This window comes from Microbulbifer sp. MLAF003, assembly GCF_030012965.1.
Classification (GTDB): Bacteria; Pseudomonadota; Gammaproteobacteria; order Pseudomonadales; family Cellvibrionaceae; genus Microbulbifer; species Microbulbifer variabilis.
The window spans coordinates 255,128-275,886 of sequence record NZ_CP120232.1 but is presented as its reverse complement, the minus strand read 5'-3'; the positions used below and the strand labels follow the sequence as shown (position 1 = coordinate 275,886).

Sequence of the window (20,759 nt, the reverse complement as noted above, 5' to 3'; positions counted from 1 at the left end):
CGGTTTTAAACGCTGTACCTGGGAGGATCAATCACAGCCTAGACCAGATTGTCGAAAGAAAATTTTTAACAATCTGCTAAAAATTCAAAAATAATTTACCGGCACATCGGATAAAAAATCCGGAAAGACTATGAGCAAGAAAAAATATTTTGAGCTGGACCAGCCCCTACGCCACCCGGACCACCACCGCCCGGTAACCCGTCGTGATTTTCTAGCCCAGGGCTTCCGCGCGGGCATGGCGACAGTATTAGGTGGCTCGGTATTCAGTATGTTTGCCAACCCGCATAACGCCCACGCAGCTCTGTCCTCCGATCTGGAAGACCTGCGCAAGAGTAACGGCGGCCCCTGTGATGTAAGCGCTTTCGGCGCCGGTAAAATCCCGTTTATCTGTTTCGACCTCGCCGGTGGAGCCAACATCGCCGGCTCCAATGTATTGGTAGGCAAACAGGGTGGCCAGATGGATTTTCTCGGCACGGCCGGCTACAACAAGCAGGGTCTGCCGGGCGATATGATCCCCTCTGCCGGAGAAGGGTTTGTTAACAACGACCTGGGCCTCGCCTTCCATAGCGACAGCGGTTTGCTACGCGGAATTTTGGAAAAAGTGGGCTCTGGCACTGCCGCGGCTACCAACGGTGCAGTAATCCCGGCGCGCTCGGAAAACGATACCGGCAACAACCCCCACAACCCCATGTACGGTATCAATCAGGCCGGCGCCAACGGTTCCCTGTTGGCCCTGATCGGCTCCCGTTCCAGTGATTCCGGTGGTAACTCCATGTCTCCGTCGGCAATGATCAATCCAGAGGTACGCCCCACCAAAGTGGACAGGCCTTCTGATGTTACCGGCCTCGTGGATGTGGGCGATCTGGTGGGACTGCTCAGCCAGGAAGACACGGTTGCAGTGATGGAATCCATGTACCGTATTTCTGATGCCAAGCTGGGTAAGGTAAACACCCGCGTGGGGGCCGATGCCATTATCAAGGACATGGTGCGCTGCGGTTATATGAAGAGCGCCGATCTGGCGGACCGCTTCGGTAATCCCGCCGATCTGAACCCCGAAGCCGATCCGGATATTGTCGGTCCCTCCGGCATTTTTACCAGCGCTGAACTGAGTGGGGATGGGGAATTCCGAAAAACTGCCTCAGCAATGAAACTTGTGGTGAATGGCTATGCCGGTGCCGGCACTATCACCATGGGTGGCTACGACTACCATACCGGCGACCGTGCCACCGGCGAGATGCGCGACCTGCGTGCCGGCCGCTGTATTGGCGCCTGCCTGGAGTATGCTGCACGTCGCAACCAGCCACTGATGATTTATGTCTTCAGCGATGGTTCGGTATTCTCCAACGGAATGATCGACGACTCTGTCGAAGGTCGTGGCAAGGGGGTGTGGACCGGAGACGATCAGCAAACCGCTGCTTCCTTCTTCCTGGTATACAATCCTGCGGGGCGTCCGCAATTACTCGGTGGTAGCGCCGATGAGCAGGCAAGGCACCAGCAGCTGGGTTATATGCGTTCCTCCGGGGATGTGGAAACGTCCTCAAGCCCCGCCGCCAACAACGTCAACCTATTGGTAGAAACTGTAGTGTTGAACTACCTGGCCCTACATGGTGAACAAGGTAATTTTGCCAGCCTATTCCCCAATCATGGGCTCGGTAACAGTACTCTCATGGACAGCCTGACCGCTTTTGCCCCCATAAGATAATGTGATGCCGAGATGTTGCGTTTTATTCGATCTCTCCTGTTTGGTGGTGCCGCCCTTTGTGCGGCACCAGTATTGGCCGAGTGGCACTATGCCGAGCGTGCAATCATGGGCACTGAAGTCCGCCTTCAGCTCTGGCACGAGAATGCCAGTGAGGCTGAATACCTGATCGAAGAGGTGATGACGGAATTCCATCGTCTGGATAACCAGTTGTCACCTTACAAAGCAGAAAGTGAACTATCCCTCGTCAATCGCGAGGCAGGTAGAATAGCGGTCAATATTTCCGATGAGCTGCTTTCTCTGGTGGATAAGTCTCTCTGGTTCAGCCACCTGACCGATGGAGCCTTTGATATCAGCTACGCTACTCTCGGCAAACACTATGATTTCCGCAACGGGAAACAGGCAGACTCCGCCCTTACCGATTCTCTAATCGAGGCGCTGAACTACCGCCACTTACATTTGAATAAAAAGTCCAAAACCCTGCGCTTTGGTCACAGCGAAACAAAAATTGACCTGGGTGGAATTGCCAAGGGGTATGCTGTGGATAAAGCCATTCAAATTCTCGAACAGGCTGAAGTCTGCTGTGCCAGTGTCAGCGCCGGTGGCGATGCACGTATGCTAGGCGATAAACGCGGCGAACCTTGGCTGGTAGGCATTCGTCACCCACGAGAAAAAAGCAAAAGTGCCGCAGTAATTCCCCTGCGTGACATTGCCATTTCAACTTCCGGTGACTACGAGCGCTTTTTTATCGATGAACAGCAAGAGCGTATTCATCATATTTTCAATCCAAATACCGGGAAACCCGCAGATACAGCAGTTGGAGACAGCGATAAGTTAATCAGTGTCAGTATTATCGGCCCAAGGGGTTTTGATACCGATCCACTTTCCACTAGCGTATTTGTCCTGGGTAAGAAAAAGGGACTGGCGCTCATTGATCGCCTGCCCCAATTTGAAGCAGTGGTTATCGACAGTAACAAACGTCTTTTCTTCAGTCAGGGACTGGCAAACCCACAATAATCGTTTCAGCGTCGTAAAAAATTTGCCAACGGGATCACACCAGATAGCTGCGCCCCTGACATAATTTGCGCCCATTACACAATAAAGCCAAAAGCAAGCGAAAGGCCTTCCATGGGACGCGTTCTCCAGTTGTTTATTTTCTCACTCGCTCTCTTCACAGGCGCAGCGTCTCAGGCTCAGCAAGAGTCTTTTTCCGCTGAAAAGCTGGAAAATCTAAAGCGCGATGTTATTAAGTTAAACCGGGATTTGTTAATCCTGGAAGAGGACCTGCTCTACCCCGCACAAAGCCAAGTGGCTTTTTATGTTTCTGTGGATATCGGTCACTATTTTCAGTTGGACGCTGTTAAATTACATATCGACAATAAACTCACAGCTAGCCACCTGTATACCGATCATCAGCGCAGTGCCCTTGTACGCGGTGGTATCCAACCCCTACACAAAGGCAACCTAAAATCTGGTAACTACACCATTTCCGCTTTCTTCACCGGTCTTGGACCAGAGGGACGCGAGTATAAGCGGGGCGCGACTCTAGAGTTGGAAAAGACCGATGAGCCCGTTGTTATCGAATTGCGCATCTCAGATAAAACCGGCAAACAACAGCCGGACTTTGAACTCATTCAATGGCCCACGCCCTGATTACCCATGAGCTACCGGCCCCTCTCCCGCATAATATCCCTCAGTGTCGCTTTGCTAGGTGTCAGTTTGCCTGCTTATGGCACCGAGACCGAAGTTACCTCGGAAGAAATACCGCCTCAGGAAAAGACGCAATCCGAAGACAAAAAGTATCGCCAAGCTCAGGATATGTCCTACGGGGCAACCCTGTATGAGTACTTTCAAGGCAATAATTTCGATGCCCTCAGCACCCTGCTTGTCGCCAAGCAACGTGATTCAATTAAAGTTCACCGCGACAGTGCCGCATTGATCGAAGGGGGAATCAGCCTCAGTTTTGGTCTGCATCGACACGCTGCCGAACTTTTCGAGCTACAGCTTCATACCGGCAATCAAAATACAGATCCCAAACTTCGCCAGGCTGCCTGGCTGAAGCTGGCAGAGCTGAACTATTTGCAGGGTGACTTTTCCTTAGCGGCAAAAAATCTGGAAAAGTCTGGAGCCATAGATTCCTCCACCCTTCCCCTTAACCTGGCCTTGCGCAGTGAAGAAATCTCCACTGCCCAGGAATTCCTTAAAAGAGCCGATCTGCCGCTGTCAGAGCGCCTACTCGGACACATCAATCTAGGCGCAGCCTTAGCCCGAAGAGGAGGGTTAGTTGCCGCCGCCGAGGAATATCGCTTCGCAAGCACACTGGCGACTGAGCAGGATGAACCCTCAGAGGATATCCTGATACTCGCGGACAAAGCGCATATCGGCGCTGGCTACGCTATGGCATTGTCAGAGCAGTTTTCCCAGGCCCAAGCTGAATTTTCCCAAGTGCGCCTGCACACCCCCTGGGCAACCAAAGCTCTGCTCGGGCTCGCTTGGTCTTCGATCAACAGCGAGCAATACCAGGAGGGGGTAGATGCCCTGCGTTTTTTATTGGCAGAACACCAACACAGTCCCGCCGCACGGGAGGCAAGGGTCGCCCTGCCCTATGCCTATGAAAAGCAGGCTGAACGCAATAAAGCTCTAAGCGCCTATAGTGATGCAGCCACATATTTCGAGAGCACATTGCAGCAGCTGCAGCACTTACAGCGGAAGCTGTCTTCAGAACCGCTGGCGGATGCCAGCCAATTTAGTCAGTCACAACGCTACGGCTGGCTACAACTGGCTCAAGCCGCACCCTTACTGCGGGACAACCAGCATTTTCTCTTACCCATTTTACAGAGCGATCAATTCCAACTGCGCCTGTCGGAGCTGCGCGACCTGCAGCAGATGGATAGGGTACTCAATGACTGGTCACAAAAAATTCCACAATTGCATTCATTGATCGAAGAGCGTCACCAAAGGCGCTCCGGCATCATCGGGCAGTACCAGAGCGCAGAGTTTGACCAGCAACTGCAAATCGCCAAGCAACACTACCGCAATCTCAACGATGCCCTGGCCCAAATAGAAGGGGAGCGTGACGCACTGACTCTGCTCGAAGCTACCAGCAACGGGGAGGGTGGAAATAACAGTGAGATATTCGAGATGCTGGAGATACTCCAGGGCGCTGAGCAACGCTATCAACTACTGCACAGTAACGGTAAGGGGTCCGACTACCAGGGCGAGACCCTGGCTAAAGCCCGTGGCATTTTATTATGGCAAGCCAGCGAACAGTATCATCACCGCTTGTGGCAACAGCGCAAAACTCTGCAACTACTCGAATCCAGCTTACGCGATGGTGAGAAGCAACTAGGTAAAACCTCTGTAGAAGTGGGCCGCGCACCGCAATTGACCCAGCTAACAGAGCGCCTGGCTAGCACTGCGGCGCAATTATCCGGCCAACGCGCAGCCATAGCCAAAACGGCTTCAAAGGTTGAGGCTGCCCTACGCCGGGATATTATTGTTGAGCTGGAGCGAGAGCAGTCGCGGATTCACAGTTACCAGGCCCACACCCGCCTCGCTATCGCGCGCATACAGGATGCCTCCATGCTAGAGGCCGCCAGCCAGCCTCCGCCAAAAAACCCTGAGAAAAATACTCAGGTGGAAACGCAAAATGGCGAAAATACTCACAAAAAAGGCAATGCCACAGTAGAGAAAATAACTGAGGAAAAGACCGCAGAAGCTCTATTGCCCGATAATGAAGGGGGGCAGAGTGAATAGGTTTGGTTCCAGAAGCTTTTCCCTGCGCCTGCTCACTGCCGCTATCTGCTGTATCAGTACCGCCTGCAGCAATCAGTCCGCACTGACACTTGCAGATCTGCCCACGGCCACGGCTGCTTCCACTGAAGAACCTGTATCAGCTCCCCCTGAGTTGATATCGGTTGATCTCGCCACTCTCGTGCAGAGCTATCAACAAGCACTGGCCAGCCAGCCAGACCCGCAGATTCGCGCACAGATTCGTTTGCGCCTGGCCGATCTGGAAATGGAGCGACTGGAGCAACATCAGGCGGATAACCCGGAAGTTTCAGTCGGTTTTGCCAGTGCGGTGCAGCACTACCAGACACTCGCCAAAGAGAGCCCCCGAGACGACTATATTCTCTATCGTCTGGCGCGAGCTCGTGCTATGGATGGCGAAATGCCAGGCGCACTGCAAGCACTGGAGCGCATCGCCCAGGGCGCACCTGAGTCACCGTTTATGGGGGAGGTTTTATTCCGCCGAGGCGAAGCGGCTTTCAATCGCAAGGAGTATTCGGCAGCGGCACGGGACTTCCGCGCATTGCTGGAGAAGGGCGAAAGTCCATTTTCCGATAATGCCCGCTATATGCTCGCCTGGTCAGAGTTTAAGTCCAGCGATTATCGCCGTTCCACGGAGATATTTCTCGAGTCTCTGGATATTCTGCAGCAGCGTGCCAGCGAAGCAGAGTTACCTCTGGGCCAGAAGCGCCTGCGCGAGGATAGCCTTCGTGGCCTGGCCCTGAATTTTAGTTACCTGGGCGGTGCCGAAGCTATCGAGTCCTTTAATCCCGATGGTAAGCCACGAGGTTATCAGCACCTGCTGTACAGCGCTCTGGGCAATTGGTATCGAGAAAAAGAGTTATTCCGCAACAGCGCGGATACCTATCTGGCTTTTGTTAAGCACTACCCCAATAGCACTGAAGCGCCATCATTACATTTGCAAGCTATTGAAACACTGCAAAATGGCGGCTTACACGATGAGGTGCTTCCAACCAAGCGGGAGTTTGTACAACGCTATGGTATTCGCAGTGAATATTGGCAGCAGGCAGAGACAAGTCAGCGCGAAGCCCTGGCACAGTCACTGCGCCCCTGGCTTGAGGAGTTAGCCCAATTTGACCACGCGCGCGCGCAGGAACTTGCTCAGTTAGCGACCAAGGCACCGGCTAATAAAAGTAAACAAAAACAGCAGCTCAAAGCTCAGTCTCGCAAAGCTTACCTAGCGGCAGCGGAACTCTACCGGCAGTTTTCACAGACTTTTCCACAGGACCCCCGCACTCCACCAATGGTCTTCCTGATGGCCGAATGTCTCGAGCAGGCTGGCGACTACGCTGGAGCCTGGCGCGCATACAGCCAGGTAGCCTGGGAATATCAAGACAAGAAGCATGGTGCGGAGGCTGGTTATGCAGCCATTCTTAGCTCGGCACAAGTGCATAAAGAAACACCGGGGCAGGATGCCGAGCAAAAAATCCTGTGGCTGGATCGCAACATTGAGGCCAGCCTTAAATTTGCCCAGAGCTGGCCGCAGGATAAAGAGCCTTACCAGTACAACTATCTGCCGCAGATAAGCTGCTACAACAGTCACGTTTTGCCGAGGCTATTGCCGCCGCACAAGCTGCAGATAAGTGGCAGCCACCAGCGAATAAGGCTCAGCAATTAAATATCGCGATGATCCTGGCTCACAGTCACTTTTCAATGAAAGATTATATGGCTGCGGAAGAAGCCTATACCCGTGCGCTGAATATACAGCCTAAGGATAGCCATTTGCGCGAGGACACACGCAAGCAACTTCAACTTTCCATCTATCGGCAGGCAGAGTTGGCACTTGCGCAACCAGCACTCACCGAGGATGGCAGAGAAATTCCCAGTGAGGAGGCGTTGCGCCACCTGCTGCGAATCAGGGAGAGTGGACGCAGCGAAATTGCAGCCACCGCCCAGTATGACGCGATCAATTACCTGATGGAATTACAGCACTGGCAGCGTGCCAGTGCTGAACTTGCTGACTTCCGGAGTTTCTATCCTGCACATCAGCTGGCACCTACCCTCGCCGCCAAGGCGGTAGTTATTTTTGAAGCCTTGAAAATGCCTGCCGCTGCGGCCGGCGAATTACTGCAACTTGCACAAAATGACCCCGACCGAGAAGTACGTCGCCAATCCTTATTCCTCGCGGCGGAAAGCCTGCAAAAAGCAGGTGAGCATCAAGGTGCCATTGAGAGTTACCGTAACTACAACAAGCTCTGGCCAAAGCCTGTTGAACAACGTCTGGAAGCGCAATATCAGTTAGTGCAACTGTACGGGCAAACCAATCAACCTAATAAACAGAATTATTGGCTACAGCAATTAGCAAAAAATTCAGAAAAATCCCCTCGGGGCCGCTACCTGTCCGCTTATTCCCAAAGCGCATTGGCAGAGCAGAGCTATGAAAAATTCGCTTCATTAAAATTGCACTTGCCGCTAAAAACCAGTCTCGCCAATAAAAAGCGCGCGATGAAAACCACCGTGGCCGATTATCGCAAGGTTCTCGAGCTGGAAATTGCGGAATTCACCACCCAGGCCAATTTCCGTTTAGCTGAAGTTTATCGACAGCTCAGCCATGACCTGATGGAATCTCAACGCCCCAAAAACCTGAATGACCTTGAGTTGGAGCAGTACGAAATCCTACTGGAAGAGCAGGCCTTCCCCTTCGAGGAAAAGGCTATAGAGCTGCATCAGGCCAATATTCAGCGCACCAGTGATGGAATTTACGACGACTGGGTCAAACGTAGTTTTGCCTCACTCGGCGAACTGTTACCCGCACGCTACAAAAAACCGGAAGCAACCCTGGAGTGGAGCCATGCACTGCATTGATTTGCGCAATTGCCCCAGTGGTATTTTTCGCCTCACAGCAACACTACTGATTCTGGCGACACTCAGCGCCTGTGGCAGCCTTCCACTTGGTAAAAATGCTCAACAGAAGGACGCCTCAATTGAGCATGTAATTACCGAAAACCCCTATTTGGCGGATGCCAAGCGGGTTCCCAAAGAGGCCAGCGTCGCTATGGCTCAGGCACACGAGAGCTTTAACAACGGAGATAGCTCAACCGCAGTGCAGCAGCTACAGCAGGTCATTGAACGCTGGCCAGAGCTCTCTGGCCCCTGGCTAAACCTCGGGATAGTACAGCAGAAAAGTGAACAGGCCGAGAATGCGGAAAATAGCTTTCGCAAGGCGATTGAGGTCAATGACGGTAATGTATTTGCCTGGAATCAGTTGGCTGCACTACTACGCGACGCTGGCCGTTTCGAAGAGGCCGAACAGTGCTACCTGCAGGCGCTGAACCTTTGGCCCGACTTTAGCGATGCGCACCGCAATCTGGGTATTCTCTATGACCTCTATCTAAACAGGCCGGAAGAGGCATTACAGCAATACCGTTTGGCCCAGAGCAGTCGAGAACAAGAAGACAAATTACTCGGCGCTTGGATACTGGAACTGGAGCGTAGACTCTGATGCGAGATAAATTAATCATTCTAATGTCCGTAATATGCACCTGCTTCACCGCCCGTGCCGAAGAAATCACCACATTGGAATCCACGGTAATCGGCAGCCAGGAACAGCCCAAGGTGCTGTATATCATCCCTTGGAAGCAAGCCGACAGCCTGCAGCGCCTTGATAGTTCTCTGGCTCAAAATTTTAATACCGTTTTCAAGCACCAGGAGTTCTCAGAATTGAAACGGGAAATTCAACTGCTCAGTGCCAAGCCGGTTATTGAAGCAAAAAATGAATAGAAAAAATAATAATACTCATCAAGCACCACAAACTAATGTAATCGTGCTTTTTTGCTGAAACTCAGCACTCCAGTGGAGCAGGGATAAGCCACCACAGGTATTTCACTTATCAGGAGATGATTGTCGAGCCCTCATCAGGCCCCACAATATTCATCAGTATCATGTCCGATGTCCATGGAATGGCCGTTTGGCAAAAAAATATCGCTAATTAAACACTTACTTCTGTGGAGACACTCATCATGGAATTTACTCAGGCGTTATTGCGCTTTTTCCAGACTGGCGGCCCTTTTATGTACCCTATTGCCCTGGTGCTGGTTATCGGCCTCGCCATGGTAGTGGAACGCTGGATTTTTCTTTCCCGCGCTAAGAGCGCCAATCGCCGCGCTTATCTGCAGGTATTACCACTGCTACAAAAACGCAGTTACCAGAATGTATTACAACTGGCCCGGGACAACGATGCTGCGATGGGTCGCATTGCCGCCGCCGGTATTAATACCCTGCAATTCGCCAAGCGCGAAGAAAATATTGCATTGGCAATCGAAGAGGGCATCCTCGAAGCAGTACCGCGCCTGGAAAAGCGCACCAACTACCTGGCTACCCTGGCCAATATTGCTACCCTACTCGGTTTGTTAGGCACCATTATGGGCCTTATCGCAGCATTCACCGCTGTAGCCGCTGCCGACCCTGCGGAAAAAGCCACTATGTTGTCTACCAGCATCTCCGTAGCAATGAATACCACCGCATTCGGGCTTATCTCAGCAATTCCCCTTCTGCTATTTAATTCCATGCTACAAAACAAGACCAATGAAATTGTAGATAGCCTGCAGATGGCCGGAGTAAAGTTCCTAAACCTGTTGACTATGGGCCGCCCACAAAAAACGGAACAGCAGCGCGCAGTGAATGCCTGAGGGCTCTCGCCATGTTGAAATTAAATATTCGTCGCCGTGGACACGAGGAAGCAGAGCTGGACATCACCTCTTTTATGAGCCTGATGACTATCCTGGTTCCTGTACTACTGCTCAATATGGTGTTTTCCCATATTTCAGTTTTAAAACTCAATCTTCCTGGCATCAGTGATGGAAGCAGTAGTGCAACTGAACAGGAAAATCGACAGTTGGAACTGGTATTACGCACCGCACATGTTGATATCAATTACCCGGCCGGGCAACTAGTCAGGCGAGTGGAGAATACCGATGGTGAACCAGATATGGAAACTGTTTCCCTGATACTGCAGCAGATAAAGCGTAACTTAAGGGAAAAATCCATCGAGAAAGACGACTTGGTCATTCTTTCGGAAAAAGGTACATCCTATAAAACCCTGGTGGCAGCAATGGATACCGCACGCAGTTATCGAGCAGTAGTTGCCGCATCAGTCGTCGATGCCGAGTTGTTCCCACAGATTTCCCTGGGCGATGCCCCCCAGCAAACAACCGTAGCGGGGAAATAAAATGATGCTTAACGCAGCCGCCAAATTACAGGAGCGGCGTCAGCGACAGAAACGACAGCAATCGAAGCTCAATCTGGTTTCTCTAATGGACATTTTCACCATCCTGGTATTTTTCCTGTTGGTGAACTCCACTAGCGATGTACAGGTTTTGCAAACAGACAAAACCATCAAGCTACCCAAGTCCACTTCCCAGCATAAGCCGGAGGTCACTACGGTTGTGAGAGTCAATAACCAGCAACTATTCGTTGGTGATCGCATGATCGTGGGCATTAATAATATTGATGCTGGTAAGGAAAATATTGAACCCCTCTTGAAGGAACTGGAGTACCGTGCCGAACGCGCCGGTGAACTCAGCGACGAGCAAAAGCAAAGGGGACGCTCGGTCACCATTATGGGCGACGAGCAGGTTCCCTATGCGTTACTCAAACAGATTATGCAGACCTGCGCCCAGGCAGATTACCGCGATATCTCTTTTGCTGTAGAGCAGACAGCACCAATAGATCCTGCGGGGGTGGAAAGCTGATATGAGCACTGCAACCAGCCGCTATGCCCCCTGGCAACTACAGGAAACCCTGTTGCCCTGGTCTGCTTCCAACCAGGAAGACCAGCGCTTTGTAAAATTCCTGCGTGCAGGGCTTATTGTCTTCGCCGTTTGTGGTTCCGTCATTACCTTTGCTCCAGTGCCGGAGCTAACCCGAGAACAGGCAGAACGAGTGCCACCACAACTGGCCAAGGTTATCCTGGAGAAGAAGGAACTCCCAAAGCCTAAGCCCAAACCCAAGGCCAAACCGAAGCCTGAGGAAAAAAAGCCTGAGGCAGAGAAGCCCAAAGAAAAACCGGAACCAAAAAAAGTCGAGAAGGAAAAGCCGAAACCGGCTCCCAAACCCGAGCCCAGCAAAGTAGAGGCACCCCCTGTTGCCACTATACAAAAGGCGCGGGAAAAAGCGGCGAGCAGCGGCATCAACGCCCTGGCCGACGATCTATTGGATATGCGTGAGAGTTTTAACACGGGTGAGGTTACCCGCGGTCAGCTCAGTGCCGGTAACGCCACTGCCGCACAAACACAGCGCAATATGATCAGCGACAAATCCAAAACTTCGAGCGGCGGTGTCAGGGCCGGGAGCATCAGCACTGACACGGGAGGCGTCTCACTGGCGGGCCGACAAACCACTCGGGTTGAGCAGGCCCAGGCGAAGGGCTCCGCCAAGCAGGCAGCCAGGAGAGTCAGGGGTGAGAAGTTGGCGCGAACCGACAATGCCATTCGCGGCATAATGGAGGCCAACAAGGCGGCAATCAATGCGATCTACGATCGTGCCTTACGCCGTGATCCCACCCTGCAGGGTAAAATTACCGTGCAGCTGGTCATTGAAGCAAACGGCACTATTTCGTCCATCAAGTTGATAGAGAGTGAGCTGGACAACCCCGCCCTGGAGCGCAAGCTGCTGGCGAGAATCCGTATGATTAACTTTGGTGCTGCGGATGTTAAAGCCACAACCCGCAATTACTCTATCGACTTCCTGCCATCCTGATCGGGATTATGGATAAATGACATTGGCACAACGCAGCAAACCTTTAAAGCTTGTCCGCTGTGCCAATTTCTCTTACGCACTGATTAATTCAAATCTGCAGCGTATTGTCGCAGTAGATGTAGAGGTACTATCTTCAGAGCTTTCACATGGGTACGCTGTAAAAAACTCTCGGTGCCCTATCCTGCTGCTGGGCCTCCAACCAGCGGGCGGCGCACAGGCACCAGCGATCTCCCGGAGCCAATCCCGGAAACCCGTACTCCTCAATCGGTGTACTCAGGTCGTTGCCACGGCTGCGGGAAAACGCCAAGAACTCATCATTCACTTCCACACAAACCGTGTGGGAGCCTTGATCCTCTTTACAGGTGTTGCAGCAGCCATCGCGAAAAAAACCGGTCGTCGGCTCCAGGCTACAAGGAACTAAGGGGTCACCGAATACATTAACCGAGCTGTCCATTTCCATAATTAACCCTCCCGGCCCTGGTCACTGATTAGTTCGATATCCACCAACTGCCAGTGCAGCCCATTGCGCTGCATAAGCACACGTAATTCGGCGCGATCGTTCTCGCCATACTCGGCACTCAGGTGATTGATATCAGTAAAGCGCCAGCTCATGCGTTGCCAGCTACTATTGGAAGTGCCACCTGTTTCCTGGTCATTTTCCAGGACAGGGGCAGCCTCTTGCTGAGAATCCTGGGCGAACAGCTCCCGCTCAAAAGCCTGCAAGTCCTCACCACCACGCAGTAATCTGGCAACACCTTCCGGGGTAATAAACTGTTGCAGCAATGGCCCCATAAAGAAATTGGCCCCAGCAGTCACCAGTTCATCAAATTCCTGTGGTATCGAATTGCCAATGGAGGAGCGCAGCTGACTTTGCAGGCGAAGCTTTAAATTGTCACGTAATACCGGAAAATCCACATAGCGTTCCAAGGTATCAATACTCTCTCGCCTTGTCTCAGGCTCATCTGCCACAGCCATCTGAGCTGCCCGCTGCAGCTGTTCGAGCGCATAAAAGGGCAACATCACGTAACCCGCAATCAGCAGCACCAGTACCACAGCCCCAGACCACAGTGTTTTCTTCATTATCACCTTCCTCTCAACCTATAAGTCGATTTTATGCTGAGAAAGGTTCATCACCTAATCCGCCACTGTGCTGGCGTGGCATTGTTCCCACATCGCGCCTGTGAGATATTCGCATCCAAGACTCTGCACGCCTACAAAATAAACCTTTAATGAGGACAATATAAGGATGAGTGATATCTACAAAGCTCCCGAGGCCGAGCTTGCTGGAGAGGGTGGAACTAGCGACTCTGGATCACTTGAGAAAGGCATTGCCGGGGATTATTCATTTTCTATTGGTGAAGCCATCAGCGAGGGCTGGCAGCTATCGAAAGGCAAGAAGCGCACAGTATGGTTTGCCATTATTCTCTATGTCATCGCAATTGCTGCAATCAGTTTTGTTGCCGGCCTTCTTACTGGTTACCCGGCATTTGATCCAGTAGAGGCCGGCAACGCTTCTCTCTCATCAACAATCATTTATAACCTGATCACTGCAATCGTAGGGGTTCCTCTGGTTGTGGGGATGATGATGGTGGGCATCAAGATCGCTCGTAAAGAAGAGACCTCTGGTACCGAAGTCTTCGCCCACTTCGACAAAATAGTGCCCTTGTGTGTGACTTACATCATCATGAGTATCCTGATGGGTATTGGTTTCCTTTTGCTGGTGATTCCGGGAATTTATCTGGCTGTTGCCTACATGATGGCTCTCCCCCTGGTAATAGATCAAAATCTGGGGCCCTGGAAAGCTCTGGAAGCCTCCCGCAAAGCCATTACTAAAAACTGGTTTGCTTTTTTAGGTTTCTTTATCGTATTGCTTCTTATCTACATTGCGGGTGGTCTGGCACTGTTGATAGGTCTGATCTGGGCTATACCGCTGGCTTCTATTGCATACGGCGTCGCCTATCGCAAAGTCTTTGGCGGCCCCCAAGGGGCATAATCCATTCGACCTGACAGGAGCGGTGGCTTGCTGGATACCACCTACAACGTCGAAACCCCCGAGGGAATCGACTTGCGTGCACGGGCCGCGGGGCCCGTGCCGCGAATTCTCGCCTTTGCGGTGGATTTGTTTTATCGCACATTGATACTGGCTGGGCTCGGTATAGCCCTGGCCTTTGCCGATACGGCAGGCATTGGTATCTGGCTCGTTTGCTCCTTCCTGTTGGAGTGGTTCTACCCGGTATTTTTTGAAGTGCTGCGCGGCGGTCAGACACCGGGGAAAAAAGCCTTTGGTCTGATAGTGGTAAACGACAACCTGACGCCTATTTCCTGGGGCGCCTCCATAGTGCGCAACCTGCTGCGCTTTGCTGATTTTCTCCCCTTTGCCTATGCTACCGGTGTTATCGCCATGACGATTGGGCGACACTTCCAACGCCTCGGCGACTTGGCTGCGGGCACCCTGGTTGTCTACCGGGAAGAGGACAAGGCACCCATAGCCCTGCCGGACAGCTCACCTGTGCCGCCACCACGCAACCTAAAACAACAAGATCAACGGGCCCTGGTCAGCCTGTTGGAACGCCACAATGACCTCAGTGAAGCCCGCCAACAGGAGCTCGCCAATTTACTCGAACCCATTACCCATAAGAGGGATGGCGCCGCGCTGGGTTATCTGCGCTCAGTAGGCAGTTGGCTATTGGGTGGCAGGGGCTAACGATTTATGCGACAGAGAGACTTCGAAAACCGCTATCGCGATAGCTGGGTGCAATTGGAAACCTGGTTAAAAGGCAGTGGCAAAAATACTGATGCAGCCACACTGGACCTACCCGCAGCCTATCGCGATTTATGCCAACAGCTGGCGGTGGCCAAGGAGCGACAATACTCCAACCGTCTAATTGACCACCTCAACCAGCTGGTAATGGCAGCCCATCACCAGGTCTACCGCCAGCAGACCCTGCGTCGCAAAGGCTGGCTGCACTACTTACTGTCGGGCTTCCCCCAGGCAGTGCGCGCCAACGGCCGAGTCGTAGCACTGGCCAGTGCCCTGTTCCTGCTGCCAGCACTGGTAATGGGCATCGGCACCTACAATAACGACGCACTGATTTATGCAGTGATGTCACCGGGGGACGTGTTATCCCTGGAGTCCATGTACGATCCAGGCAACCGCGTGCTGGGTCGCGAGCGTGGCTCCGACACCGATCTGGCCATGTTCGGTTTTTATATCAAGAACAATATCGGTATTGCTTTCCGCACTTTTGCCGGTGGCATCCTGTTCGGCCTCGGCTCCATTTTTTTCCTGGTTTTCAACGGTGTCTATCTCGGCGCGGTTTTCGGCCACATAACGCGGGTCGGCTTTGTCTCCACTTTTTATCCTTTTGTGATCGGCCACGGCGCCTTTGAACTAACCGCCATAGTCCTGGCCGGTGCCGCCGGTCTGCTTCTCGGCCGATCACTGGTAGACCCAGGGCAACACCGTCGTGCTGTAGCCCTGCGCCTGGCCAGTATCGAGGCAATGAAAATCATGTATGGCACCTTCTTGATGCTGGTCATTGCCGCCTTCCTCGAGGCCTTTTGGTCATCCAGTACGGCGACTCCGATCAGTATCAAGCTGGGTGTCGGCGGCCTGCTGTGGTTACTGGTTTTTGCTTACTTCACCCTGGCTGGGCGCAGGGAGGAAAACAATGCAGGTTAAAAACCTGGCTGTGCAGGCGCGCCTACGCTCTCAGTGGGAATCCATCGACCTGGGGACGGCGCTGGCGAGAAAATATTGGCTGCCTTTATTCCTGGTGTGGCTGCTACCGGCCGCCCTGTTAATGGGTGCACTGGCAATGCTATTTCCCGGTGCTCCCGGTTGGTCGATGTTTGCTGTGTGGTGGCTTAAACCGGTTTTCGATCGCCTGCCTTTGTTTATGATCAGCCGCGCCCTATTCGGCTCACCGATATCGGCCTCGGCCGCTCTCAAACAGTTTTTCACGCAGAACCGTCACGACTGGCTGCTTTGGATTACCCTGCGCCGCCTGAGCCCAACCCGCTCTTTTGATCTGCCAGTCACCGTATTAGAACAATCCAGTGGCAAAGCGCGCAGCACCCGTATCAGCATGTTGCACCGCAAGCATTCCAGCGCCGCCACCTGGCTGACGTTGACTGGTGTCCACCTGGAGGGGTTCTTCCTGGTGGCTGCATTTATCCTGATCTACCTGTTTATTCCCGAACAGATAGCGGCCAACATCGATTGGCAGCCGATATTTAGAGGCGAAACTCTGGGACTGGAGTGGATCTCTAACGTGCTCTACCTGTTTATCATGGCAGCGGTAGCTCCGTTTTACATCGTCTCGGGTTTCTGTCTTTATATAGGCCGGCGTATTGAACTTGAGGGCTGGGATATTGAAATCCAGTTCCGCGATTTGGTTCAGCGCCACCAGCGCGAACATCGGCCGCGTCAACGCGGCATTACCGGAAACTCGGCCGCATTACTCCTGGTTTTTACGCTCTCCTTCGGCTTCCTGGCTTCAGCACCGGATATAAAGGCAGACGCATTGGAGACACCTCAGCAAGCGCAACAGCACATCGATGAGATTCTCGCAGGCGAGGATTTTCACCGGGTGGAGGAGATCAGTGGCTGGCGCCTGAAGGAGAGGGAAAGCAGGGAACAGAAAATTCCCGAGTGGCTGATTGAATTTATTGAGTGGTTGTTAAACCGCTCTCCTGATGACGACAATGCCTCCACTTCCAGCTGGGGCCCTACTATTGCCCGTATCATCGAGATCCTGTTATGGATTGGTGTAATCGCAGGGGTGATCTACCTGGGCTGGCGCCATCACGACACCATCCTGAAGAGTCTGCGCTGGCAGCGCAAACCCAAGCCAAAAGCCGCCGTGCCAGAAACCCTGTTCGGACTCGATGTACGCCAGTCGAGCCTGCCCGACGATGTGTGCGCAGAAGTGCTGCGCCTGTGGCAGACAGGGGAACAGCGAGCTGGCCTCGGTCTACTGTATCGAGCCACCCTGTCCCACTTGATTGAGGATTTCCAGTTTCACTTTGGCGATCATCTCACCGAAGCAGAATGTGCCCAGCTGGTGCACCGGCGCCAGAGCGAGCCCGCGGAAGACCTGCCTTCAGTGACGGCTCCACTGAGCCAGTTTGTACAACAGCTCACCAGCGATTGGCAGCAACTGGCCTATGCCCACCGTAGTCCGGTCGATGCTCGGATGAGCGCATTGTGCCAGGAATGGCAAGAGGTATTCCGCAATGACAGTTAAACGTCTGTTGATCGGTATCCCACTGCTACTCTGTGCGCTGATGGTATGGGGGTTTTTAACGCTTTTTGAGCGCTACACCGAAGAGCGGGACCGCGGTTGGGCCCCGGAGGCGAGGCGCAACTGGTTCCTGGCAGCGGAGCAGTACCTGGCAGCTTTAGGATTGGAGCCTCGCCAGGCGGAAAACATTTCCGTATTGAATGAACTCTCCCCGAACGCCACCCTATTTATCTCCGATTCATCCCAGGTATACAACCCACAACGAGTGGATGAGCTGCTGGATTGGGTGAGTAGTGGCGGCCATGCCATTGTAGTGGCACGCACGGAGGGTTTTGATTTTGAGGAGCAGCGCAGCGAGGAGCGCGACTGGCTACTGGAGGCATTGGATGTCTCCATCATGGAGGGGCATGGGGAGTACTTCTTCGACAACCCTCTACAACAGCTGCTCGGAGAGGACGCAGAGCTGAGCCCTGAACAGAGCCCTGGCGAAGCCATGCGCGAATACAACCGCAGAATTGACGAAGGCGATTTCCCAGAAGAGAAAAAAGCTGAGACCAGCGGAAAGAAACTCCGCAATCCGGATGTAGGGCCGGAAGACTTGGTCAATCTACCCACAGATAATAGTGGCGAGATCCAATTGCATTTTAATGCCAGCCACCTGCTCTATCACCCAGGGCTGGACGACAATACTGTCGCGGGGGCACCGGTATTCTGGGCCAGGGTGTGGCGCGACGACGAGGCTGTGCCCTTTATACAATTCGAGCGTGGCCGCGGAGTTATTACCCTGCTGACTGACAGCGAAATCTGGCAATCTCACCGTATAGGACACTTCGATCACGCCTATTTCCTACAACTGTTAGCAGGTAATGGGGAATTTGTCTTCCTGACCCGCCCGCGCTTTGATTCTCTCAGTTACCTGGCGCGCAAGTATGCCGCAGAGTTTTTCCTCGCCGGTGCCCTGGCCCTGCTCGGTTGGCTGTTATTGCGCGCGCGCCGCTTTGGCCCCCTGCAACCGGCACCGGAAACCGCGCGTCGGTCCCTGCTGGAACATATCTCTGCCTGTGGCCACTATTACTGGCGCCATGATCGCTGCGAACAGCTATTGCGCGGTCGGCGCGCTGAACTTTTACGCCTCCTAAGGGCCACTGATGCCGATTCCACGGACCGGCACAATCTGGCCGTGAGACTCAGTGCCGCTACGGACCTAAGCGAACACAAAATCATCGCCAGCCTGTGGGGCTCACCGGCTACCAGCGAAGAAACTTTTACTGAACAAATACGCAATCTGCAGCGAATCGAGGCAGCCCTATGAGCGATACTACCCTTCAACCAGAACAGCAAACCCACCGCGACACGCCTGACTGGCAGGCCGCCTCAGCCCAACTGCAGTTACTGCGCAACAATATCAATCGCCTGCTGATTGGCCAGGAACAAGTCGTTGACCAGGTATTGGTGGCCCTGCTGGCTTCCGGCCATGTACTGTTGGAAGGCGTGCCCGGCCTCGGTAAAACCCTATTGGTACGTACCCTGGCCAACTGTTTTGGCGGCAGTTTCCGCCGTATTCAGTTCACCCCAGACCTGATGCCAGCGGACGTCACCGGCCACGCCATGTACAACATGGGCGAGAGTCGCTTCGAAGTGCGCCGCGGCCCGGTCTTCACCAATCTGCTGCTGGCAGACGAAATCAACCGCGCGCCGGCCAAAACCCAGGCGGCTCTGCTCGAGGTGATGCAGGAGAAACAGGTCACTATCGACGGCACAGCGCTGCCTGTCCCCAGCCCCTTTATGGTGCTCGCCACACAGAACCCTATCGAGCAGGAGGGCACCTACCCTCTGCCAGAGGCGGAACTCGACCGTTTTCTGCTCAAGGTCCTGATCGATTACCCCAGCCTGGAGGCGGAGCTGCGACTGGCTGCTGCTGCCAGTAGTGGGCGTATAGAACAGCGCCTGCAGGAAAAGCCGACCGGTGAAATAACCATCGAGCAGCTGCAGCAACTACAAACACTGGTCCCCCAGATAGCCTTGGACCAGCAAGTACTGGACTATGCAGTGCGGTTGGTTCGTGCCACACGGGAGGCCACCCAGCTGCGCAGCCCAGCGGGCCCAAGAGCGAGCATTGGCTTGTTACAAGCGGCCCGCGCCAGCGCCCTGCTGCAGGGACGCGAGTTCGTTCTGCCCGACGATATCAAGGCGATGGCAATTCCGGTAATGCGCCACCGTGTCAGCTTATCCCCGGATATGGAGATCGACGGTGAAACCGCTGACAGCGCCCTGACGCAGATTGTCGACAGTGTCGAGGCGCCTCGGCTGTGACCCAAAGTGCTGCCGCCACAGAGGCACAAACTGCCCCAATTCAGCATGGTCATCCGGGACCCAGCCAACGCCTGGTGAAACTCCTCAGTTACTGGTGCCTGGCCGCTCTGGTGATCAGTATTGTGCGCATCTGGATACCCGCAGCAACGGCACTGATCGAGATAGCTTGGTGGACAGGCGGGACTCTGCTGATCGGTGCTGCACTTTTGGACTTCCTTACCGGCCGCAGAATCACCGGGCTTGAGGGCGAACGCCGGCTGCCAAATAACCTGGCCCTTGGCGTGCGCAACAGCGCACGCTTGAAATTGCGCAACAACGGCCCGCGTACTTTACAACTCTCCGTCTGTGACAGCGTGCCACAACAACTGGCAACTACTGGTCTACCGCGGAGGGCAAAGTTACAGCCGGAACAGGAGGTCTCTGTTGAATACTCCCTGGTACCGCATCGCCGTGGTAGTGCCAATTTCGGTCGGATAGAGATCCTCGCTGATTCCCCTTGGGGCCTGTGGCAAACCCGACTATGGCTGGGTCGAGAGCAGTCAGTAAAGGTTTACCCCAACTTTCTCGGTATCTCCTCATTGCAGGCCCTTTCCACAGAGCAGACCCTGCGTATGCTCGGTTTGCACCAGCAACAGCGCCGTGGAGAGGGCATGGACTTTCGCCAATTGCGTGAATACCGCCAGGGTGACAGCCAACGCCAGGTGGATTGGCGGGCCAGCTCACGCCTGCGCAAGTTGATCAGTCGCGAATATCAGGACGAGCGCGACCAGGAAATTATCTATATGCTCGACTGCGGTCGACGTATGCGCGCCAAAGACGGGGGGCTGAGTCATTTCGACCACGCATTGAACGGTTTATTATTGTCCGCCTATGTGGCAATTAAGCAGGGAGATGCTGTTGGTCTGCACGCCTTCGCCGCAGGCCAAGACAGCTCTGGGGGCAGCTGCCACCAGTCAAAGGGGAAAACGCGATCAATCTGCTGCTGAATAATGTCT

At 53.6% G+C, this 20,759-nt stretch carries 21 protein-coding genes; 19 read left to right on the top strand and 2 right to left on the bottom strand.

Annotated features, from left to right (window positions below; all coding sequences use genetic code 11):
• The first annotated feature begins 130 nt into the window (after positions 1 to 130).
• From P3339_RS01355 to P3339_RS01300, 12 genes are all read left to right on the top strand, one after another.
• Positions 131 to 1,702 (top strand): hypothetical protein, encoded by a 1,572-nt coding sequence (locus P3339_RS01355; RefSeq protein ID WP_020414165.1) that lies wholly within the window; start codon positions 131 to 133, stop codon positions 1,700 to 1,702.
• A 12-nt stretch (positions 1,703 to 1,714) separates the two neighbouring features.
• Positions 1,715 to 2,716, top strand: a complete 1,002-nt coding sequence (locus P3339_RS01350; protein WP_020414164.1) for an FAD:protein FMN transferase — start codon at positions 1,715 to 1,717, stop codon at positions 2,714 to 2,716.
• A 111-nt stretch (positions 2,717 to 2,827) separates the two neighbouring features.
• Complete coding sequence (locus P3339_RS01345; protein ID WP_282952194.1) at positions 2,828 to 3,352, top strand: AraC family transcriptional regulator; 525 nt, start codon at positions 2,828 to 2,830, stop codon at positions 3,350 to 3,352.
• 6 nt (positions 3,353 to 3,358) lie between these two features.
• Positions 3,359 to 5,455: a coiled-coil domain-containing protein gene (locus tag P3339_RS01340; RefSeq protein ID WP_282952193.1), complete on the top strand. Its 2,097-nt coding sequence runs from the start codon at positions 3,359 to 3,361 to the stop codon at positions 5,453 to 5,455.
• Positions 5,448 to 7,127, top strand: a complete 1,680-nt coding sequence (locus P3339_RS01335) for a tetratricopeptide repeat protein (protein ID WP_282952192.1) — start codon at positions 5,448 to 5,450, stop codon at positions 7,125 to 7,127. Before P3339_RS01340 ends, P3339_RS01335 begins: the two co-directional genes overlap by 8 nt.
• A gap of 47 nt (positions 7,128 to 7,174) precedes the next feature.
• Positions 7,175 to 8,314: a tetratricopeptide repeat protein gene (locus tag P3339_RS01330; RefSeq protein ID WP_282952191.1), complete on the top strand. Its 1,140-nt coding sequence runs from the start codon at positions 7,175 to 7,177 to the stop codon at positions 8,312 to 8,314.
• Positions 8,301 to 8,951 carry a tetratricopeptide repeat protein gene (locus tag P3339_RS01325; protein WP_020414160.1) on the top strand — a complete coding sequence of 217 codons (651 nt, stop codon included), beginning with the start codon at positions 8,301 to 8,303 and terminating at the stop codon, positions 8,949 to 8,951. The genes P3339_RS01330 and P3339_RS01325 overlap by 14 nt, the downstream gene beginning before the upstream one ends.
• Positions 8,951 to 9,229, top strand: a complete 279-nt coding sequence (locus P3339_RS01320) for a hypothetical protein (RefSeq protein WP_020414159.1) — start codon at positions 8,951 to 8,953, stop codon at positions 9,227 to 9,229. The genes P3339_RS01325 and P3339_RS01320 overlap by 1 nt, the downstream gene beginning before the upstream one ends.
• Before the next feature lie 239 nt (positions 9,230 to 9,468).
• Entirely contained in the window at positions 9,469 to 10,137 is a 669-nt protein-coding gene (locus P3339_RS01315) for a MotA/TolQ/ExbB proton channel family protein (protein ID WP_252083686.1), read from the top strand.
• 11 nt (positions 10,138 to 10,148) lie between these two features.
• Positions 10,149 to 10,676, top strand: coding sequence for an ExbD/TolR family protein (locus P3339_RS01310; protein WP_020414157.1), 528 nt, complete (start codon positions 10,149 to 10,151; stop codon positions 10,674 to 10,676).
• 1 nt (position 10,677) lies between these two features.
• A complete protein-coding gene (locus P3339_RS01305; RefSeq protein ID WP_502867313.1) occupies positions 10,678 to 11,199 on the top strand; it encodes an ExbD/TolR family protein in 522 nt (173 codons plus the stop codon).
• Between the two features lies 1 nt (position 11,200).
• Positions 11,201 to 12,205, top strand: a complete 1,005-nt coding sequence (locus P3339_RS01300) for an AgmX/PglI C-terminal domain-containing protein (protein ID WP_020414155.1) — start codon at positions 11,201 to 11,203, stop codon at positions 12,203 to 12,205.
• Positions 12,206 to 12,347: 142 nt separating this feature from the next.
• Here the strand turns inward: P3339_RS01300 and P3339_RS01295 are convergent, their stop codons facing one another.
• Both P3339_RS01295 and P3339_RS01290 read right to left on the bottom strand, forming a co-directional pair.
• Positions 12,348 to 12,665 carry a DUF2237 family protein gene (locus P3339_RS01295; protein ID WP_353056873.1) on the bottom strand — a complete coding sequence of 106 codons (318 nt, stop codon included), beginning with the start codon at positions 12,663 to 12,665 and terminating at the stop codon, positions 12,348 to 12,350.
• A 2-nt stretch (positions 12,666 to 12,667) separates the two neighbouring features.
• Positions 12,668 to 13,285, bottom strand: a complete 618-nt coding sequence (locus P3339_RS01290) for a DUF2939 domain-containing protein (RefSeq protein WP_282952190.1) — start codon at positions 13,283 to 13,285, stop codon at positions 12,668 to 12,670.
• Positions 13,286 to 13,451: 166 nt separating this feature from the next.
• On the opposite strand from P3339_RS01290, the gene P3339_RS01285 reads away from it, so the two are divergent.
• Genes P3339_RS01285 through P3339_RS01255 form a run of 7 tightly spaced genes read left to right on the top strand, consistent with a single transcriptional unit; the run spans position 13,452 to position 20,750 of the window.
• A complete protein-coding gene (locus P3339_RS01285; protein ID WP_282952189.1) occupies positions 13,452 to 14,198 on the top strand; it encodes a hypothetical protein in 747 nt (248 codons plus the stop codon).
• A gap of 27 nt (positions 14,199 to 14,225) precedes the next feature.
• Complete coding sequence (locus P3339_RS01280) at positions 14,226 to 14,909, top strand: RDD family protein (RefSeq protein ID WP_282952188.1); 684 nt, start codon at positions 14,226 to 14,228, stop codon at positions 14,907 to 14,909.
• A 6-nt stretch (positions 14,910 to 14,915) separates the two neighbouring features.
• Positions 14,916 to 15,887 (top strand): stage II sporulation protein M, encoded by a 972-nt coding sequence (locus tag P3339_RS01275; protein ID WP_282952187.1) that lies wholly within the window; start codon positions 14,916 to 14,918, stop codon positions 15,885 to 15,887.
• The gene (locus P3339_RS01270; protein WP_282952186.1) at positions 15,877 to 17,454 is read left to right on the top strand and encodes a DUF4129 domain-containing protein; all 1,578 of its coding nucleotides are present in this window, start codon (positions 15,877 to 15,879) and stop codon (positions 17,452 to 17,454) included. The genes P3339_RS01275 and P3339_RS01270 overlap by 11 nt, the downstream gene beginning before the upstream one ends.
• Positions 17,444 to 18,763, top strand: coding sequence for a DUF4350 domain-containing protein (locus P3339_RS01265; protein WP_282952185.1), 1,320 nt, complete (start codon positions 17,444 to 17,446; stop codon positions 18,761 to 18,763). The genes P3339_RS01270 and P3339_RS01265 overlap by 11 nt, the downstream gene beginning before the upstream one ends.
• Complete coding sequence (locus tag P3339_RS01260) at positions 18,760 to 19,764, top strand: AAA family ATPase (RefSeq protein WP_020414147.1); 1,005 nt, start codon at positions 18,760 to 18,762, stop codon at positions 19,762 to 19,764. The genes P3339_RS01265 and P3339_RS01260 overlap by 4 nt, the downstream gene beginning before the upstream one ends.
• Positions 19,761 to 20,750 carry a DUF58 domain-containing protein gene (locus P3339_RS01255; RefSeq protein WP_282952184.1) on the top strand — a complete coding sequence of 330 codons (990 nt, stop codon included), beginning with the start codon at positions 19,761 to 19,763 and terminating at the stop codon, positions 20,748 to 20,750. Before P3339_RS01260 ends, P3339_RS01255 begins: the two co-directional genes overlap by 4 nt.
• The last annotated feature ends 9 nt before the right edge of the window (positions 20,751 to 20,759 follow it).

What these genes read in the sequence shown, in the direction of transcription:
- P3339_RS01325 (WP_020414160.1), top strand. Translation starts at nt 8,301, where the DNA reads ATGCACTGCATTGATTTGCGCAATTGCCCCAGTGGTATTTTTCGCCTC.
- P3339_RS01305 (WP_502867313.1), top strand. Translation starts at nt 10,678, where the DNA reads ATGATGCTTAACGCAGCCGCCAAATTACAGGAGCGGCGTCAGCGACAG.
- P3339_RS01275 (WP_282952187.1), top strand. Translation starts at nt 14,916, where the DNA reads ATGCGACAGAGAGACTTCGAAAACCGCTATCGCGATAGCTGGGTGCAA.
- P3339_RS01330 (WP_282952191.1), top strand. Translation starts at nt 7,175, where the DNA reads ATGGCTGCGGAAGAAGCCTATACCCGTGCGCTGAATATACAGCCTAAG.
- P3339_RS01340 (WP_282952193.1), top strand. Translation starts at nt 3,359, where the DNA reads ATGAGCTACCGGCCCCTCTCCCGCATAATATCCCTCAGTGTCGCTTTG.
- P3339_RS01265 (WP_282952185.1), top strand. Translation starts at nt 17,444, where the DNA reads ATGACAGTTAAACGTCTGTTGATCGGTATCCCACTGCTACTCTGTGCG.
- P3339_RS01270 (WP_282952186.1), top strand. Translation starts at nt 15,877, where the DNA reads ATGCAGGTTAAAAACCTGGCTGTGCAGGCGCGCCTACGCTCTCAGTGG.
- P3339_RS01290 (WP_282952190.1), bottom strand. Translation starts at nt 13,285, where the DNA reads ATGAAGAAAACACTGTGGTCTGGGGCTGTGGTACTGGTGCTGCTGATT.
- P3339_RS01310 (WP_020414157.1), top strand. Translation starts at nt 10,149, where the DNA reads ATGTTGAAATTAAATATTCGTCGCCGTGGACACGAGGAAGCAGAGCTG.
- P3339_RS01285 (WP_282952189.1), top strand. Translation starts at nt 13,452, where the DNA reads ATGAGTGATATCTACAAAGCTCCCGAGGCCGAGCTTGCTGGAGAGGGT.
- P3339_RS01300 (WP_020414155.1), top strand. Translation starts at nt 11,201, where the DNA reads ATGAGCACTGCAACCAGCCGCTATGCCCCCTGGCAACTACAGGAAACC.
- P3339_RS01345 (WP_282952194.1), top strand. Translation starts at nt 2,828, where the DNA reads ATGGGACGCGTTCTCCAGTTGTTTATTTTCTCACTCGCTCTCTTCACA.
- P3339_RS01350 (WP_020414164.1), top strand. Translation starts at nt 1,715, where the DNA reads ATGTTGCGTTTTATTCGATCTCTCCTGTTTGGTGGTGCCGCCCTTTGT.
- P3339_RS01315 (WP_252083686.1), top strand. Translation starts at nt 9,469, where the DNA reads ATGGAATTTACTCAGGCGTTATTGCGCTTTTTCCAGACTGGCGGCCCT.
- P3339_RS01295 (WP_353056873.1), bottom strand. Translation starts at nt 12,665, where the DNA reads ATGGAAATGGACAGCTCGGTTAATGTATTCGGTGACCCCTTAGTTCCT.
- P3339_RS01320 (WP_020414159.1), top strand. Translation starts at nt 8,951, where the DNA reads ATGCGAGATAAATTAATCATTCTAATGTCCGTAATATGCACCTGCTTC.
- P3339_RS01355 (WP_020414165.1), top strand. Translation starts at nt 131, where the DNA reads ATGAGCAAGAAAAAATATTTTGAGCTGGACCAGCCCCTACGCCACCCG.
- P3339_RS01260 (WP_020414147.1), top strand. Translation starts at nt 18,760, where the DNA reads ATGAGCGATACTACCCTTCAACCAGAACAGCAAACCCACCGCGACACG.